The 15,467-nt window shown below is 49.8% G+C and carries 14 protein-coding genes; 8 read left to right on the forward strand and 6 right to left on the reverse strand.

Features of this window, described 5'->3' with window-relative positions; translation table 11 throughout:
- Positions 1-134 precede the first annotated feature (134 nt).
- From KNO85_RS02575 to KNO85_RS02600, 6 genes are all read right to left on the reverse strand, one after another.
- On the reverse strand, positions 135-1,769 hold the full coding sequence (locus tag KNO85_RS02575; RefSeq protein WP_214786677.1) for a C39 family peptidase: 1,635 nt from the start codon (positions 1,767-1,769) through the stop codon (positions 135-137).
- A gap of 96 nt (positions 1,770-1,865) precedes the next feature.
- On the reverse strand, positions 1,866-2,624 hold the full coding sequence (locus KNO85_RS02580; RefSeq protein ID WP_214786679.1) for an ABC transporter permease: 759 nt from the start codon (positions 2,622-2,624) through the stop codon (positions 1,866-1,868).
- Complete coding sequence (locus KNO85_RS02585; protein WP_214786681.1) at positions 2,624-3,472, reverse strand: ABC transporter ATP-binding protein; 849 nt, start codon at positions 3,470-3,472, stop codon at positions 2,624-2,626. Before KNO85_RS02585 ends, KNO85_RS02580 begins: the two co-directional genes overlap by 1 nt.
- Positions 3,469-3,675: a PLD nuclease N-terminal domain-containing protein gene (locus KNO85_RS02590; RefSeq protein WP_214786683.1), complete on the reverse strand. Its 207-nt coding sequence runs from the start codon at positions 3,673-3,675 to the stop codon at positions 3,469-3,471. The genes KNO85_RS02585 and KNO85_RS02590 overlap by 4 nt, the downstream gene beginning before the upstream one ends.
- A gap of 111 nt (positions 3,676-3,786) precedes the next feature.
- Complete coding sequence (locus tag KNO85_RS02595) at positions 3,787-4,200, reverse strand: universal stress protein (RefSeq protein WP_214693889.1); 414 nt, start codon at positions 4,198-4,200, stop codon at positions 3,787-3,789.
- A 69-nt stretch (positions 4,201-4,269) separates the two neighbouring features.
- Complete coding sequence (locus KNO85_RS02600; RefSeq protein ID WP_214789783.1) at positions 4,270-5,742, reverse strand: SulP family inorganic anion transporter; 1,473 nt, start codon at positions 5,740-5,742, stop codon at positions 4,270-4,272.
- Positions 5,743-5,951: 209 nt separating this feature from the next.
- Between KNO85_RS02600 and KNO85_RS02605 the strand changes: the two genes are divergently transcribed.
- From KNO85_RS02605 to pulA, 8 genes are all read left to right on the forward strand, one after another.
- Complete coding sequence (locus KNO85_RS02605) at positions 5,952-6,269, forward strand: ArsR/SmtB family transcription factor (RefSeq protein ID WP_214786685.1); 318 nt, start codon at positions 5,952-5,954, stop codon at positions 6,267-6,269.
- A gap of 12 nt (positions 6,270-6,281) precedes the next feature.
- Positions 6,282-6,641 carry an arsenite efflux transporter metallochaperone ArsD gene (gene arsD, locus KNO85_RS02610; protein WP_214786687.1) on the forward strand — a complete coding sequence of 120 codons (360 nt, stop codon included), beginning with the start codon at positions 6,282-6,284 and terminating at the stop codon, positions 6,639-6,641.
- Between the two features lie 13 nt (positions 6,642-6,654).
- Positions 6,655-8,412, forward strand: coding sequence for an arsenical pump-driving ATPase (gene arsA, locus KNO85_RS02615; protein ID WP_446681867.1), 1,758 nt, complete (start codon positions 6,655-6,657; stop codon positions 8,410-8,412).
- Entirely contained in the window at positions 8,409-8,687 is a 279-nt protein-coding gene (locus KNO85_RS02620; RefSeq protein WP_214786690.1) for a Fe-S cluster assembly protein HesB, read from the forward strand. Before arsA ends, KNO85_RS02620 begins: the two co-directional genes overlap by 4 nt.
- A 37-nt stretch (positions 8,688-8,724) precedes the next feature.
- A complete protein-coding gene (locus KNO85_RS02625; protein ID WP_214786692.1) occupies positions 8,725-10,011 on the forward strand; it encodes an arsenic transporter in 1,287 nt (428 codons plus the stop codon).
- A 12-nt stretch (positions 10,012-10,023) separates the two neighbouring features.
- Positions 10,024-11,682 (forward strand): FAD-dependent oxidoreductase, encoded by a 1,659-nt coding sequence (locus KNO85_RS02630; RefSeq protein WP_214786694.1) that lies wholly within the window; start codon positions 10,024-10,026, stop codon positions 11,680-11,682.
- 60 nt (positions 11,683-11,742) lie between these two features.
- Positions 11,743-12,312 (forward strand): hypothetical protein, encoded by a 570-nt coding sequence (locus tag KNO85_RS02635; RefSeq protein ID WP_214786696.1) that lies wholly within the window; start codon positions 11,743-11,745, stop codon positions 12,310-12,312.
- A 175-nt stretch (positions 12,313-12,487) separates the two neighbouring features.
- Positions 12,488-15,409 (forward strand): type I pullulanase, encoded by a 2,922-nt coding sequence (gene pulA / locus KNO85_RS02640; RefSeq protein WP_214786699.1) that lies wholly within the window; start codon positions 12,488-12,490, stop codon positions 15,407-15,409.
- Positions 15,410-15,467 lie beyond the last annotated feature (58 nt).

The raw sequence follows: 15,467 nt of genomic DNA on the forward strand, positions 1-15,467 counted from the left end.
CAGAATACTCAGTTAGTCAAAAGTGATTGGTCTGATGATAAAGATTGATCGTATAGCATGACATCAAAAAAGATGAGCTCGTATTTTCTGCGAACTCATCTTTTTTTTGAATACTTCTATAACATCATACACCTCTATCTCACAGATAGAGCTTTCCAACCAGTCGCGCCCATCACAGCCTTTACTTTTGTTTTAGGAACGACGAGGCGTCCGCGATATGGATCGTTGATATAGAAGTTTGACTTATCGTATCCGGTCGCGAGCATCACGTGATAATTGGCAAACCCCGTATATTTTTTCTTCGAGGAGGTGTACCAACTGAAGTAACCATATGGCTTTTTAAAATCGACGCTCGCCCAGACGATGACAGGATTGCCCATCGACAATTCCCGTTCAATTGAACTGATTCCTTGGTTAGACACATCTTTTACAGGGCGATATTTGCTGGCAAAGCCAACCATGCCTTTTGGATAGATTCCGTAATTTTTATATTTGCTGAGCTTTTTGCGAGGATCTCCGGTAAACATAACGTTCGGGTCGACCCACCGATAGGAGCGATTTTCATATCGTGCATTCCACACACTTTTTGGCATTTCACGATAGAGTGTCGAGGCGCTGACGACGCGCCCTTTCTTCTCAAGAGCCATCTTGAGCGAAAAGAATTCGCAGCCGGATGGATAGCCCATTGGAAACTGACGATAAATCGGTACGTTCATCTTATAGACAGACATGATAGGGGAATAGACGCCTTTTGCATCAAATTTGGCGTTTCCGACACGCTTATTTCGATACATACGTCCCTTTGAATCAAAGTAATACCATTTTCCATTGATAGACTGCCAATCGGTTTTTTTAGTCAATGCGGGTGCAAAATATTCATAGCTCGTTGAATACCTCCACCCTTTTTGTTGGATACCGTTAGAATCAAAAAAGTAGGTGTGTTTGCCTAATTTAAATTTTCCTGTTAATCGATATCCGGATGTTGGATGAAATCCAAGCGTCTTTCCGTTCACTTTTTGCAACCCGTATTGCTGCTTCCCTTTCGAATCAAATAAATAGTAGCGGGAGTCAATTTTATATAGTCCTTTCAACAGGTATCCTTTCGTCGGATGGAAGCCATATACTTTTTTGTCGATGCGCGTTAAACCTTGACGACGTATGCCGTCATTCCCAAAAAAATATCGCTTTTCCCCGAGTGTAATCCAACCCGTTGCCATCTTACCATCGTCGAGCAAGTGATACGTTTTTCCTGATATAGTAGTCGTTCCTTTCTGTACAATGCCATCGGGAAAAATATAATGTGTTGCTCCACCGATTTGTTGCCATCCGGATAGTCGCATCCCGTCATTTGAAAAATAATAGCGTTTGCCATCAATCGATTGGAATCCTGGGGTGGGTACACCTGTCTTATCAAAATAGTAGACTTGTCCGTTGAGCGTTTGCCAACCGGTCAATAGTTTCCCGTCTTCAGCGAAGCGATATGTCGTTCCCTCAATTGAAGCCGTTCCACTGACGAGTCGACCATCTGCCTCGAAAAAGTATGTAGCGTTCTCGATCTGTTGCCAACCAGTGAGGACAATCCCGTTCTCATTTAAATAGTAGGTGTTTCCATCGATTAGTTGCCAACCCGTTAACATCTTTCCATCATTTGAAGTATGGATGATTCCATCGTTCGTCCGTTCAAATGAACCTTCTGCGTGGATGATTATGGGAAACATCAATAACGAGCCAACGACAATACTAATTTTTGTGTACGTATTCCATCTCATGCGATTGAGCCTCCAAATCGTGTATATAGGATAAAAGTAATATACCTTTTTTATCCAATAAAAGGTAGTGGCGAAAGACTCATTTTACAAGATGATTTACGTTGAATCGGACATGAACCGCAGGCGTTTTGACGCGAGGAAAAGCGAGACGATCACGACGAGGAGTCCTGTCACGAGTGGCCAAATGAGATTCACTTCTGTGAGGAGGACCTGACTCGATAACGGACCGAGCATCCAAGGCATCCAATCGAGGTCGATCCAACCAATCACGAGCGATATGATGAAGTGAAGACCGAGCGTCAAGACGACTGCGACGACACCACTTTCAAGAATCGCTGCGATGAAAAAGAAAATCGATAACTGAACAATGAAATGACAGATGAGGAGTGTGGTCGATATGAGAAAATCCAACCAGTCAAATGAATCAAATAAGATGATTGTATAGTATGCGGCTGCCGTTTGTGCGAGCAAAATACCACCGACGGTCAATAAGGCATAATGCGCCCATTTACTGATGACGATGCGTGACGTCGGGATTTGTAACGACTTGAGCCAGGCGAGTGTCCCGTTCGTCCGTTCATGGCTAAACGTATGCATCGCCGACAACAAGACGACGAGGAGCCCGATTTGACGAAGTTGTTCGCTGACGGAAATCAACACTTCTTCCGGAGTCGGTGTCGGAATATCTATGACGGCACCGTCCGGTAAGTTCCCGCCAGAAGCGAGGATATCGGGTAAGAAGTAAAGCGTGAGCGGCTGCATCGAAGCGAGAAGCATGAGGGCGATTGGAATCCAAATGAGTCGTTTGTTCGCCCATGACTCCCGCCATTCTTGTTTGAAGATTGCCGTGCGCATCAGGCATTCACCTCCAAAAACAAAGACTCGAGTGACGGATGCCCGACGTGTAGGGATTGAACAGTGACGTTCAGTTCCAGTACACGATGTAAAATCGCCCGTTCGGCGACGTCTCGGTCCGTCGATTCAAACGTCCACGTCGAACCCGTTCTCGTCGCGCGACGTACACCTGCTAACGTGCTCCAATCCGCTTCGCTCGTCGGATCATCGAAGAGACGCAATTCAATCGTCGATTTCGAACCGAGCAAGTCTGTCACCGTTCCTTCCATCAGTAATTTTCCTTTTCGAAGCAAGAGCACCCAGTCGCTCGCTTCTTCAGCATCCGGGAGGACGTGTGTCGAATAGAGAATCATTCGCTCTCGTTTCAAGTCGCTCAATAAGTCGAGCACTTCTCGTCGTCCACGTGGGTCTAAAGCTGAGACGGGTTCGTCGAGTAACAGCAATTCGGGGTCATGGACGAGCGCCTGGGCGATGCCGAGACGCTGACGCATTCCACCGGATAGGTTCGAGGCCGGACGATCGACCGGTTCAAGCCCGACACGCTTTAGCAGACTGACTGGGTCGATGTGTTTCGTCCCTGTCAATTCGGCGGCGTATCGAATCGTCTCGACAGGAGTGAGAGACGGATAGAGGGCAGGGCGTTGCGGCAAATAGCCAATTCGGATGTGGTCGTGTCCGCTCATCTTTCCGCTCGTCGGTTCCGTGACTCGGGCGAGCAAGTTCAACAACGTTGTCTTCCCGGCTCCATTTTCTCCGAGTAACGAGGTACATCCTGGCCGCAATTCAAAGCTGACATCGTCGAGTGCCGTGAAGGACCCAAATCGTTTGGTTAACTGTGTGACGTTCATCGCGGCGTCCGCCCCCATAAGAAGTAGATAATAGGACCGAGAATATTGATGAAGACGATGACGAGAAGCCATACCCATTTCGGTCCGTTCGTCATGTCCCGTTTGAACAAGTCGATCAAGGCGACGACGAGTAAAATGAGTTGCAAAATGAGGAGAGGTAATAGGATGAGAAAAAGTGTATTCGGATCATTTGCGATGTCCACCGTGAGACCTCCTTTAGAAAAATAGCCTACCCTTACACATTCTACAAGAATAGGGCGTCACCTGTATGGACACAAAAAATCCCCATCTCACAAAGAGACGGGGAAAGGAGATCATTTGACGATGATGACGGGAGCGAGTGCACGTTTTGCGAGTTTATGACTCACGCTACCGAGAACGAACTCTTGAAATGTGTTCAATCCGCGTGACCCGACGACGACATATTCGTATGGCTCATGGTTCGCATATTTGACGAGTTCGACGTCTGGCTCACCACGGAGTTCGATATACTCGTAAGGGATGCCTTCTGCTTCCGTCAAATCGAACAACGGTTTCAGCATCTGTTTTCGTTTCGTTTCCAAGTCAATTTTGCCCGTTGAGTTGAGGGCCGCTTCTTTTGACTCTTTCGCACTGATGACATGCACGATGTCAATTGACGCATTCGAAGCCTTTGCGAGTTGAATCGCCTTTTCAAGCGCACGTTTCGAGTGGGCAGAACCGTCTGCCGCTAAAAATACCTTTCCCATGAAAACTCCTCCTCTTTCGCACGTTCTATATTTAGTATAGGTGATTTGGTGAAGCGGGGAAACGATGAATCAATGTCCCGCGTTCGCATCTTGTTGCTTCAAGTGAAGTGCGAGCGTGTTGAGCAGTTTTTCAGAGTCTTTGTTCAAGTTGAGAAGTTCAGGTTCAATCCCGACTTCACGGTATTTGAAGACGACCTTATCGATGGCGCCGATTGCCGAGTCATCCCATAGATGCGTATTCGCAAAGTCGATGGTAACGTGTTGGACACCCGTATCTACGTCTTCGGTCACGTCGAACTGGTTGACGAATTCAGATGTGGAAGCGAAGAATAATTGCCCGTTGACCGTATAGTCCGCGCGATGTGACGTGACTTGGCGATCGAGGTCGATTTTTGAAATTTTGGCAGCGAATAAAATCGCGGCCGTCAAAATCCCGCCGAGCACACCGAGTGACAGGTCATGCGTGAAGACAGTGACGATGACCGTGACGAGCATGACGACTGTGTCTGATTTTTGAGCGGTACGCATCGCTTTGAGCGAGCCCCAGTCAAACGTCGCATACGATACGAAGAACATGACCCCGACGAGTGCACCAACTGGGATGAGCATGAGCACATCGCTGATCGTCATGATCATGATGAAGAGAGCGAGTCCGGCCGTGAACGTCGAGAGACGACCTCGTGCACCGGATGAGACGTTGATGACCGATTGTCCGATCATCGCACATCCTGGCATCCCACCGAAGAACCCAGCGATGATATTCGAGATTCCTTGTCCACGAGATTCACGGTTCTTGTTTGAGTCCGTCCCAGTCATATCGTCGACGATTTGAGCCGTCAAGAGCGATTCAATCAAGCCGACGAAGGCAAGCGAGATCGAGTATGGCAAGATGATCATGAGCGTATCGAGCGTGAACGGCACATCCGGGAACAAGAAGTCCGGAAGTGTCGCCGAAATCGTCCCCATATCCCCGATGTTTTTCGTGTCGAGACCGAGCGTGATCGCAAGGATCGTCATGACGACGATGGCGACGAGCGGTGCGGGAATTGCTTTTGTGACACGTGGGAATAAGAAGATGATAGCAAGTGACGCGGCGACAATCGCCCAGATGATCCAGCTCTCACCTTCAAAGTTTGATAACTGTGCCTGGAAAATCAAAATCGCAAGCGCGTTGACGAATCCGACCATGACGGCGCGTGGGATGAATTTCATCAAGCGGGCGATTCCGAGATAGCCGAGGACGATTTGAATGATCCCCGTTAAAATACCGGCAGCCAGTAAATACTGAAGACCGTGGTCAGCGACGAGTGAAACGACGACGAGCGCCATCGCTCCGGTCGCAGCGGAAATCATCGCTGGACGACCTCCGGCAAATGAGATGACCATGGCGATGATGAATGAGGCATAGAGCCCGACCATCGGGTTGACTCCCGCGATGAGGGAGAAGGCGATGGCTTCCGGGATGAGCGCCAAGGCGACGACGATCCCAGCCAAAATGTCGGCACGGATATTTCCGAACCATTCGTGTTTCAACGTATTCATTTTTTCCAAAAGAACACACCTTTCCTTAATAAAGTGATTTGATCTTCGAGTCTCACGAAAATCAAAATGATACAATCCGTTCATTTTCAACGTGTTTCATCATACCGAATTCAAGACAAAATGACAATTGCTTCGTTTGAAAAACTATGGTAATTTCATAACGTGAAGGTTATATAACGAAAATGTTATACGAGAGGTGAGGAGTCAACATGTATACCGTAGAAGAATTGAGCAAAGTGCTCAAAGTGCTCGGGGACCCGACCCGGCTGACGATGTTGAAACAGATGGAAGCCGGAGAACAGTGTGCCTGTAGTTTCGTCGATTGTTTCGATATCTCACAGCCGGCCATCAGCCGCCATCTGAAGATGCTGCGCCAGGCGGGACTCTTACTCGAACGTCGAGACAAGCAGTGGATTCATTATCGGTTAAATGAGACGAGTCCATTTTATCCGCTCGTCACCGATTTGTTATCGAAGCTAGAGACAACTGAACCGAATTGTGATTGTGAGCCGAATTGTGCCATTTGAGGAGAGGTTAAAATGAAACTTGAAGTATTTGAACCAGCCATGTGTTGTCCGACGGGATTATGCGGACCGTCCATCGACCCGGAACTGACGCGGGTGGCGACGATTCATTACGTGTTACAGCAACGAGGGTTTGACGTGTCACGCTATAACCTTGCGTCGGAACCGAACCGATTTGTTCAGAATACGATCGTTCAAGCTGAAATCATGAACGGGCTCGATGTTCTCCCGATGACGCTCGTCAACGGGAAGGTTGTGAAGCGAGGCGCTTATTTGACGAATGAAGAGATGGCGGAGTTGACAGGATTACCCATTGCCGCATTCGCGAAACAAGACGGAGAAAAACCGAAAGTTCGAATCTCACTCAAAAAATAAGGAGTTGCTCACAGTGAAACCATTTGATTTTCAGGCGATGGACCCGACCCGTTATGTGTTTTTAACCGGGAAAGGTGGGGTCGGGAAGACGTCGACGGCATCGAATCTCGCCTTGACGCTCGCCAATCGTGGGAAACACATTTTACTCGTCTCGACCGACCCGGCGAGTAATTTGCAAGACGTCTTTGAGATGGAACTTGATGAGACACCGCGACTCGTCACAGGGACGACGCTCGAAATCGCCAACTTTGACCCGGAACAGGCGGCAAAACAGTATATGGAACGTATGGTCGGTCCGTATCGTGGCGTGTTACCAGACGTAGCCATCCAGTCGATGGAAGAGCAATTGTCTGGCGCCTGTACGGTTGAGATTGCGGCATTCGATCAGTTCACAGAGCTGTTGACGTCAAAAGTGGCACGGGAACGATATGACCATGTCATCTTCGATACGGCACCGACCGGGCATACGTTGCGACTACTGACGTTACCGAGCGCGTGGGATGAGTTTTTAGAGACGAATACGACCGGGGCGTCTTGCCTCGGTCCACTTGCGGGTCTCACGGATAAGCAAGTGCAGTATAAACAAGCCGTCGAGACGCTCACTGACGCCAATGAAACGACGTTACTGCTCGTCGCGCGTCCTGAGAAGTCGACACTCGTCGAAGCGGCGCGTGCTGCGACCGAGCTTCGCGCAATCGGCATCGAGCGCATGCAACTCGTCATCAACGGTGTCGTCGAGTCAAGTGAAGGGACAGACCGCTATACGAAACGATTTATCGAGCGACAACAGCAAGCGCTTGACGATCTCCCGGATGGTGTCGTCGACCTCGAGACGTTCACGCTCCCGTATGCGTACGAAAACCTCGTCGGGATATCCGCTCTCCAGCGTTTTGTGAGCAGAGAGCCGGTCGCCATTTCGGATGCACGTTATGACACGAGTCGTTACGAGTCCGTCGACCAACTCGTCGACGAACTGGAAGCGGACGGTCCGAGTGTGATTATGACGATGGGGAAAGGTGGTGTCGGGAAGACGACACTCGCCTCGCTCCTTGCCGTCGCACTCCATGAACGAGGGCATGCTGTCCATTTGACGACCACAGACCCGGCCGCGCACGTTGCTCTGACGATTGGAGCAGATGTTTCAGAGACGTTCACCGTCGATGCGATCGACCCGAAAGCCGAGATTGAGAAGTATCGGACGGATGTGTTCCGAGAAGCAGGGGACCTAAACGAGGAGCAACGGATGATGATCGAGGAGGACTTGCGCTCACCGTGCACCGAAGAGATCGCTGTCTTCCGTGCCTTCGCCGATCAAGTGGCGAAAGCGAAAGACCGCTTCGTCGTCATCGATACGGCACCTACAGGTCATACGCTCCTCCTATTAGATGCGACGGAGAGCTATCACCGCGAACTCGAACGGTCGACCGGCGTCGTCCCGGAAGCGGTCCGAACGTTACTACCGAAACTGCGTGACCCGAAACAAACGCACGTCATCATCACGACACTCCCAGAAGCGACGCCGGTGTATGAAGCAGAACGACTCACAGCTGACTTGCAGCGCGCAGAGATTCAACCATTCGCCTGGGTCGTCAACCAATCGTTCACGCCACTCGATGTCACGAGCAAACTATTGGTTGCGAAAGTCGCAAGTGAGACAACCTGGCTCGAACGTGTGAGCAACAATCCGCGTCCGACGATTCTCTCATGGCAAGAACAACTGCCTGTCGGATATTCGGCGTTATCTCAATTAATAAAGGAGGAAGTAAGATGAACATCACAAACGAAGCAATCGACTTTTTACAAACCGCGCTAGAAGAGGAAGAGACAAAATCGGTCCGCATCATCACAGAGGCGGGCTGCTGTGGACCGACGCTCGGTCTAGCCGTGGCTACACCAGAAGAGACAGACGAGGTGAAGCAATTCGGTGCGCTCACGTTTGCCGTTGCGAAGGAAGCTGAAGTATTGGCAGAAAACGTCACGCTCGACGTCGAGTCGACAGAAGACGGCATCACACTCGTGTTGCACGGTTTACAACCATCTTGCTAAAAAAATAATTAAATAGAGATTATTGGAGGAACTCATTGTGCAGTGGATTGCTAGTTTAATTTTTCTCGTGACGCTCTTTCTCATCATCAAGCAACCGAAAGGCCTCGGCATCGGTTACTCGGCGATGGGGATGGCTGTCATCGCGCTCATCTCGGGCGTCGTCAATTTGGATGACGTCGGAACGGTATGGGGCATCATCTGGAATGCGACATTTACGTTCATCGCCGTCATCATCATTTCCCTCATTTTAGATGAGATTGGATTTTTTGAATGGGCCGCCTTACATATGGCACGAATCGCCAAAGGTGGCGGGGTGAAGTTGTTCGTCTATATCACCCTACTCGGCGCGCTCGTCGCGGCACTGTTTGCGAACGATGGGGCAGCGCTCATCTTGACCCCAATCGTCTTGGCGATGGTACGGGCACTCAAGCTTCCGGACGCGGTCGTGTTGGCGTACGTCATGGCATCCGGCTTTATCGCCGATACGGCAAGTCTTCCGTTTATCGTGTCGAACCTCGTCAACATCGTCTCAGCCGATTTCTTTGGCATCGGGTTTGCGGAATATGCGGCACGGATGGTATTCGTCAACGTGTTCGCGGTCGCGGGCAGCTTGCTTGTGTTGTATCTCTATTTCAAAAAAGATATCCCGAAACAATATGACGCCTCTCAGTTGGCTGAACCGGCATCGGTCATCAAAGACCATACGATGTTCCGCTTATCGTGGGTCGTGCTCGCCTTGTTGGTCATCGGTTACTTCACGAGTGACTTGCTCGGAATCCCGGTCTCACTCGTCGCCGGGGTGATCGCCTTATTTTTCTTAGTGATGGCGAATCGATCATCTGCGGTGAAAACGACTCAAGTCGTCAAAGGGGCACCGTGGGCAATCGTCTTCTTTTCACTCGGGATGTATATCGTTGTGTACGGATTACAAAACGCGGGGCTCACACAAGTGCTCGCCAACTTCATTGACTGGTTCGCAGTGAACGCATTCAGTGCGACGTTCGGAATGGGCTTTTTGGCAGCCATTCTATCTTCTGTCATGAATAACATGCCGACCGTCATGATAGATGCGCTCGCCATCGACTTGACGAATACGACCGGTCAGATTCGGGAAGCATTAATCTATGCGAACGTTATCGGATCCGACCTTGGACCAAAGATTACGCCAATCGGGTCGCTTGCGACGCTCCTTTGGCTCCACGTGCTCCGCACGAAAGGTCTAAAAATCGGCTGGGGTGAATATTTCAAAGTCGGGATCATCTTGACGATTCCGACACTAGCCATCACGTTGTTCGGCCTCTATATCAGCTTATTACTTTATTAAGGAGTGGGTTATATGAAACTAGTCATCATTGGATCCGTTGCTGCCGGGACATCGGTCGCGGCGAAAGCGCGTCGTAATAACGAAGAGGCACAAATCACGATTTACGATCGCGACTACGACATCTCGTATTCAGGTTGCGGGATTCCGTATTACGTTGGTGGAGAAGTAGAATCACGTGACGATTTGACACCACGTGACGCAGCCTTCTTCAAAAAGCGTTACAACATCGACGTGATGACACGTCATAACGTGACGTCAGTAGACAAGGACGCGAAGACAGTGACAGTGGAAAACTTAGAGACGGGTGACACGTTCACGGACTCGTATGATGTCCTCGTCCTCGCGACAGGGGCGACGAGCATCATACCACCGATTCCAGGTGTGAAGTCGGATAACGTTTTCCCGATTCGAAATATTCAACACGCAGAAGCGACACGTTCGTTCGTCGATTCGACGAACCCGAAACATGCGACAATCATCGGTGCCGGCTTCATCGGTCTGGAGATGGCCGAACAGTTGAAACTACGTGGTGTGGACGTGACCATCATCGAGCGTGTGCCGCAAGTGATGCCACCACTCGACAAGGACATGGCGTGCCGAGTCGAAGAACATCTCGAGAAGAACGGGATCGAGCTCATGCTCGGTGAGACGGTGACGGAACTTGTCGGTGATGGACATGTGGAACGTGTCGTCACAGAGAGCGGCAAGACAATCGAGACCGACCTCGTCATCTTATCGGTCGGGGTCCGTCCGAACGTCGAACTTGCCATGAACATGGGAGTTGAACTAGGTGAGACGGGTGCGATTGCCGTCAATGAACGCATGGAGACGAATATCCCGGACGTCTATGCGGCTGGAGACGTCGCGGAGAGCTTCTCGATTGTGACCGGAAAACCGATTTGGCGCCCGCTCGGTTCGACAGCGAACAAGATGGGACGGACCGCTGGGGACGTCATCACGGGCGGCCATCTCGAACATCGCGGTATCCTCGGAACGGGTATCTTCAAAGTGTTCGGACTTGCCGTGGCGCAAACGGGTCTCTCCGAGAAGGAAGCACGCGAACTCGGTTATGACATCGAGGTGCTTCATAATACGAAACCGGACAAGCCTGCCTACATGGGTGGGAAGGACATGACAATCAAAGCGGTCGCGGACCGTGCGACACGTCAATTGCTCGGCGTCCAAATCGTCGGATTCGAAGGAGTCGACAAACGGATCGACGTCTTCGTCACGGCCATAACGCTGAAGGCGAAAGTGGACGACTTGTTCCACCTCGATCTTGCATACGCACCGCCGTTCTCGACGACGAAAGACCCGGTCATGTATACGGGGATGGTCTTGTCGAACAGTATCGACAAGGCGGCACGACTCATCACACCGGCTGAGCTTCAGACACGAATCGATGCAGGGGAAGACATGCAAATCATCGATACACGGAAAGCGGCGCAGTTCGAGAAGGCATGCGTCGATTGTGCGGTCAATGTCCCACTCGGTAACCTTCGCGAAGCGGCGAAAGATATGGACAAGAACAAGCCGACCGTCGTCTACTGTAACGGCGGGGTGACGGGGAACGCGGCGCAGAACGTGCTTCGTAACCTCGGGTTCACCGACGTGTACAACTTGTCAGGTGGTAATAAAAACTATCAGTTATTTAAAAAGTACGGGAACTAATCAAAACGACGTCCATTGCGGACGTCGTTTTTTGATATGCTGAAACGTGAGGTGAGTCGTATGAATTATAAGATGTTACATGAAAAGTTTGAGCGACGGAAACAGTGGCTCATTTTTGATAAGGAAGAAGTCGTTCGGCGCGTAATGGTGCGCTATAAAGCGAGGGTCATCCCGAAGACGGACATCATGGACTTGGTGAACGACGATCAACTGTCGTATGAACATATCTTTTGTTGTTTGACGATTGATGACCCTTGTGTCCTTGAGAAAATCTTCACGGCGAAAGAGAGAAAAGACCATCAATGGGAAATTGACGATAACGCGAGACGTGGGATGGTATACAAGCACAAAGACGAGGCACATCGACGTTACAATCAGTTGATCATCGATGAACAAGAAGGTCGCCGACTCGAGATCATCTTCGAGAGCAAGGATGGAAAGTACGTGACCGGTTTTTTGACGAGGTATATGTCTGAGCAAGTCGGATCCTATATATTTGCACATGTCGGAGGTGCCAAGTTTACGGGTCTCGTACCACGTTCGCTTTTGCCAGCCGATTTGACAGATGAAGAAATCAAGATGAGCTATCGGTGGTATTTGGAGTCACTCGAGGAATGGAATAAACTTTGACGGATTCCGCGATGATGAGCGGCATTCGTCTTTTTTAGTTCATTGTCCTTAGACAATTTGCAAGCGAATGATGCCAATTGACCTTTTTCTAAAATAACATTGCTTCGTTAAAGGAAACCGTTTACAATTTTTGTGTAAGCGTTTTCTCAAAATAGTGCTACAAGGAGGGACCCTCATGGTCAAAAAACAATGGAAACCCGTATGGGCAGTTGTGCTAACGTTTGCACTGATTCTGTCAATGTTTCCGATGCCGACGTCCGCTTTGGATAAAGGAAAATCGACACTCGTCGTCGTCCATTATCAAGAGGCGCCGGATAACGAAAAGGATTGGAACTTATGGCTTTGGGCGAACGGCCCAGATTACTTCCCGAATAAAGGCTTCACATTCAATGGGGAAGATGCATTTGGAAAGGTGGCGGCTTACGAATTCCCGGTCGACTCACCTGAAAAGATTGGTCTCATCGTCCGAACGGACAACTGGGACAAGGATAAAGGGTCAGAAAATGACCGCTTCATCACGAGTGACATGATTCAAGACGGTGTCGCAGAAGTGTGGATCAAATCAGGTGATCCAAAGATTTATACGTCGAATCCAGACGGAGAGACGGCATCAACGGAAATCGATATGAAAGTCCACTATTTCCGTTACGACAATACATACACGGACTGGGGCCTATGGGCTTGGCCAGACGGTGGGGACGGTCAGAGCATCGCGTTTGACGAGACTGATGCATTCGGTGGCGTGGCGAACGTCAAGCTCGCCAACCCAGAGTCGAAAAAACTGATGGGCTTGATCACGAAAAAAGGAGAATGGACGGAGAAAGATGGGGAAGACCGCTTCGTTCTCGGTACAGCAAACGAGATTTGGCTCGTTGAAGGAGATTCGACAATCTACTATTCAGAGCCTGAAATCGATCGCTCACCGAAACTCGTCTCATTCTCGGCGGACACGTTCCGTCAAGCAACGCTCACGACGAACCGCGTCATTACGGATGCGTTCATCGATGAAGTGACGGTAGATGGTGCTACTGTCGCTGCCATCACAAAGGCTGGTGACAAGTCAGTCACGATTGAATTCAGTGAAGACATCGATTTAGCGAAGGTCATCAAAGCCTCACATCCTGAGTTTGGTGAACAGACGCTTCAAGCAGGAAAAGTACTCCGTTCGAAAGAGTTTGATGCGAAGTATGCTTATAACGGCAAACTCGGCATCACGTATCAAAAATCAAAAACACAATTTGTTCTTTGGGCACCGACCGCTCAACAGGTCGAGCTCGAGCTATGGAACATGCCGAAAGACCGACCAGCGAACGACAAAGACTTGAAAAAAGTCATCCAGATGAAACGCGGCGAGCGTGGCACGTGGGTGGCTGAAGTACGCGGCGACCTCGACGGTGTTGGGTATACGTATCAAGTGACACATGCGACAGGAAAAGTTCGTGCAGTCGATCCGTATGCGACAGCTGTCGGTGTGAACGGTGATCAAGGGGTCATCGTCGACTTAAAAGAAACCGATCCAAAACGTTGGAACTCGATGAAACCGAAGTTGAAAAACTCGACGGACGCTATCATCTATGAGACACACGTTCGTGATTTCTCGATCTTCGACGTGAAGACGGACACATATGACTCTGGTATCCAAAACAAAGGGAAATATCTCGGTGTCATCGAGCCGGGAACGCGTCTCCTCGTTGATGGGAAGAAAACGGCGACGAAGACCGGTCTCGATCACGTCAAAGACCTCGGTGTGACACACGTTCAGTTCATCCCGGTCTATGACTTCAACACGGCCTCGGTCGACGAAACGAATCCGATGGCGACATATAACTGGGGCTATGACCCGAAAAACTACAATGCACCAGAAGGGTCGTATTCGACGAATCCTTATGATGCAAAAGTACGAATCACAGAAATGAAACAAATGATTCAAGGTTTACATGACAACAACTTGCGTGCGGTCATGGACGTTGTTTACAACCACATGTTCGATGCACAGGCCTCAAACCTTCACAAAATCGTACCGGGTTACTACTACCGTTACACGGCAGGTGGCGACTTCGCGAACGGAACGGGTGTCGGAAACGACACGGCTTCTGAGCGCGCGATGATGCAGAAACTCATCGTCGATTCAGTCGTCTATTGGGCAAAAGAATACCATTGGGACGGCTTCCGCTTCGACTTGATGGGGATTCATGATGTCGATACGATGAACAAAGTCCGTGCGGAACTGAACAAAGTGGACAAATCGATTCTCGTCTTCGGAGAAGGCTGGGATCTCGGTACGCCACTTGATGCGGAACTGAAGGCGAACCAAAAGAACGCCTACAACATGCCAGGTGTTGCTCACTTCAATGACAACATTCGCGATGGATTGAAAGGAAGCGTCTTCTACGATGAAGACAATGGCTTCATCAATGGAAAAGAAGGCATGGAGAATCGCGTGAAGACAGGAATCGTCGGTGAAATCACGTACAACGACACCATCAAAGGCTTCACGAAAGAACCGACGCAAGCGATTACGTATGTCGAAGCGCACGATAACCATACGCTTTGGGACAAGTTGGAGTTGACGAATCCTGACGCCTCTGAAGAAGTGCGTACAGACATGCACCGCCTCGCTTCGAGCATTCTCTTGACGAGCCAAGGAACGACATTCCTTCACGCTGGACAGGAATTCATGCGTACGAAAGAAGGCGATCACAACTCGTACAAATCGCCAGACTCCATCAACCAGCTTGACTGGAAACGGGCAGCCGACCGTAAAGCGGACGTCCAATACATGAAAGGTTTGATTGAGATGCGGAAAGCAAACCCTGGTCTCCGCATGACGAAAGCGACTGACGTGAAGCGCTTCTTGAAATTCTACAAGTCTGAGGCGAACGTCATCACGTACTTGATCGATGAAGATGCACCAGGTCAAAAGAACGACTTGTACATCACACATAACGCGAACCCGAACGCTGTATCCGTGAAACTTCCAAAAGGAACGTGGAACGTGATTGTCGATGGGGATCGCGCTGGAACGAAGACGATTAAGCGCATGACTGGCAGAGTCACAGTCCCTGCATACCATACGTTTGTCCTTGAACGTCACTAATTCATTGACCCCACTTGCAAACAAGTGGGGTTTTCTTATGGCATGATTATGGGTATTT

The sequence above is a fragment of the Exiguobacterium sp. s124 genome, from assembly GCF_018617485.1.
Taxonomy (GTDB): Bacteria; Bacillota; Bacilli; order Exiguobacteriales; family Exiguobacteriaceae; genus Exiguobacterium; species Exiguobacterium aestuarii.

Bases quoted from the DNA above. Each gene is read 5' to 3' on its own strand.
- KNO85_RS02635 (WP_214786696.1), top strand. From the start codon at position 11,743: ATGAATTATAAGATGTTACATGAAAAGTTTGAGCGACGGAAACAGTGG.
- KNO85_RS02575 (WP_214786677.1), bottom strand. From the start codon at position 1,769: ATGAGATGGAATACGTACACAAAAATTAGTATTGTCGTTGGCTCGTTA.
- KNO85_RS02580 (WP_214786679.1), bottom strand. From the start codon at position 2,624: ATGCGCACGGCAATCTTCAAACAAGAATGGCGGGAGTCATGGGCGAAC.
- pulA (WP_214786699.1), top strand. From the start codon at position 12,488: ATGGTCAAAAAACAATGGAAACCCGTATGGGCAGTTGTGCTAACGTTT.
- KNO85_RS02595 (WP_214693889.1), bottom strand. From the start codon at position 4,200: ATGGGAAAGGTATTTTTAGCGGCAGACGGTTCTGCCCACTCGAAACGT.
- KNO85_RS02630 (WP_214786694.1), top strand. From the start codon at position 10,024: ATGAAACTAGTCATCATTGGATCCGTTGCTGCCGGGACATCGGTCGCG.
- KNO85_RS02585 (WP_214786681.1), bottom strand. From the start codon at position 3,472: ATGAACGTCACACAGTTAACCAAACGATTTGGGTCCTTCACGGCACTC.
- KNO85_RS02605 (WP_214786685.1), top strand. From the start codon at position 5,952: ATGTATACCGTAGAAGAATTGAGCAAAGTGCTCAAAGTGCTCGGGGAC.
- KNO85_RS02600 (WP_214789783.1), bottom strand. From the start codon at position 5,742: ATGAATACGTTGAAACACGAATGGTTCGGAAATATCCGTGCCGACATT.
- KNO85_RS02620 (WP_214786690.1), top strand. From the start codon at position 8,409: ATGAACATCACAAACGAAGCAATCGACTTTTTACAAACCGCGCTAGAA.
- arsD (WP_214786687.1), top strand. From the start codon at position 6,282: ATGAAACTTGAAGTATTTGAACCAGCCATGTGTTGTCCGACGGGATTA.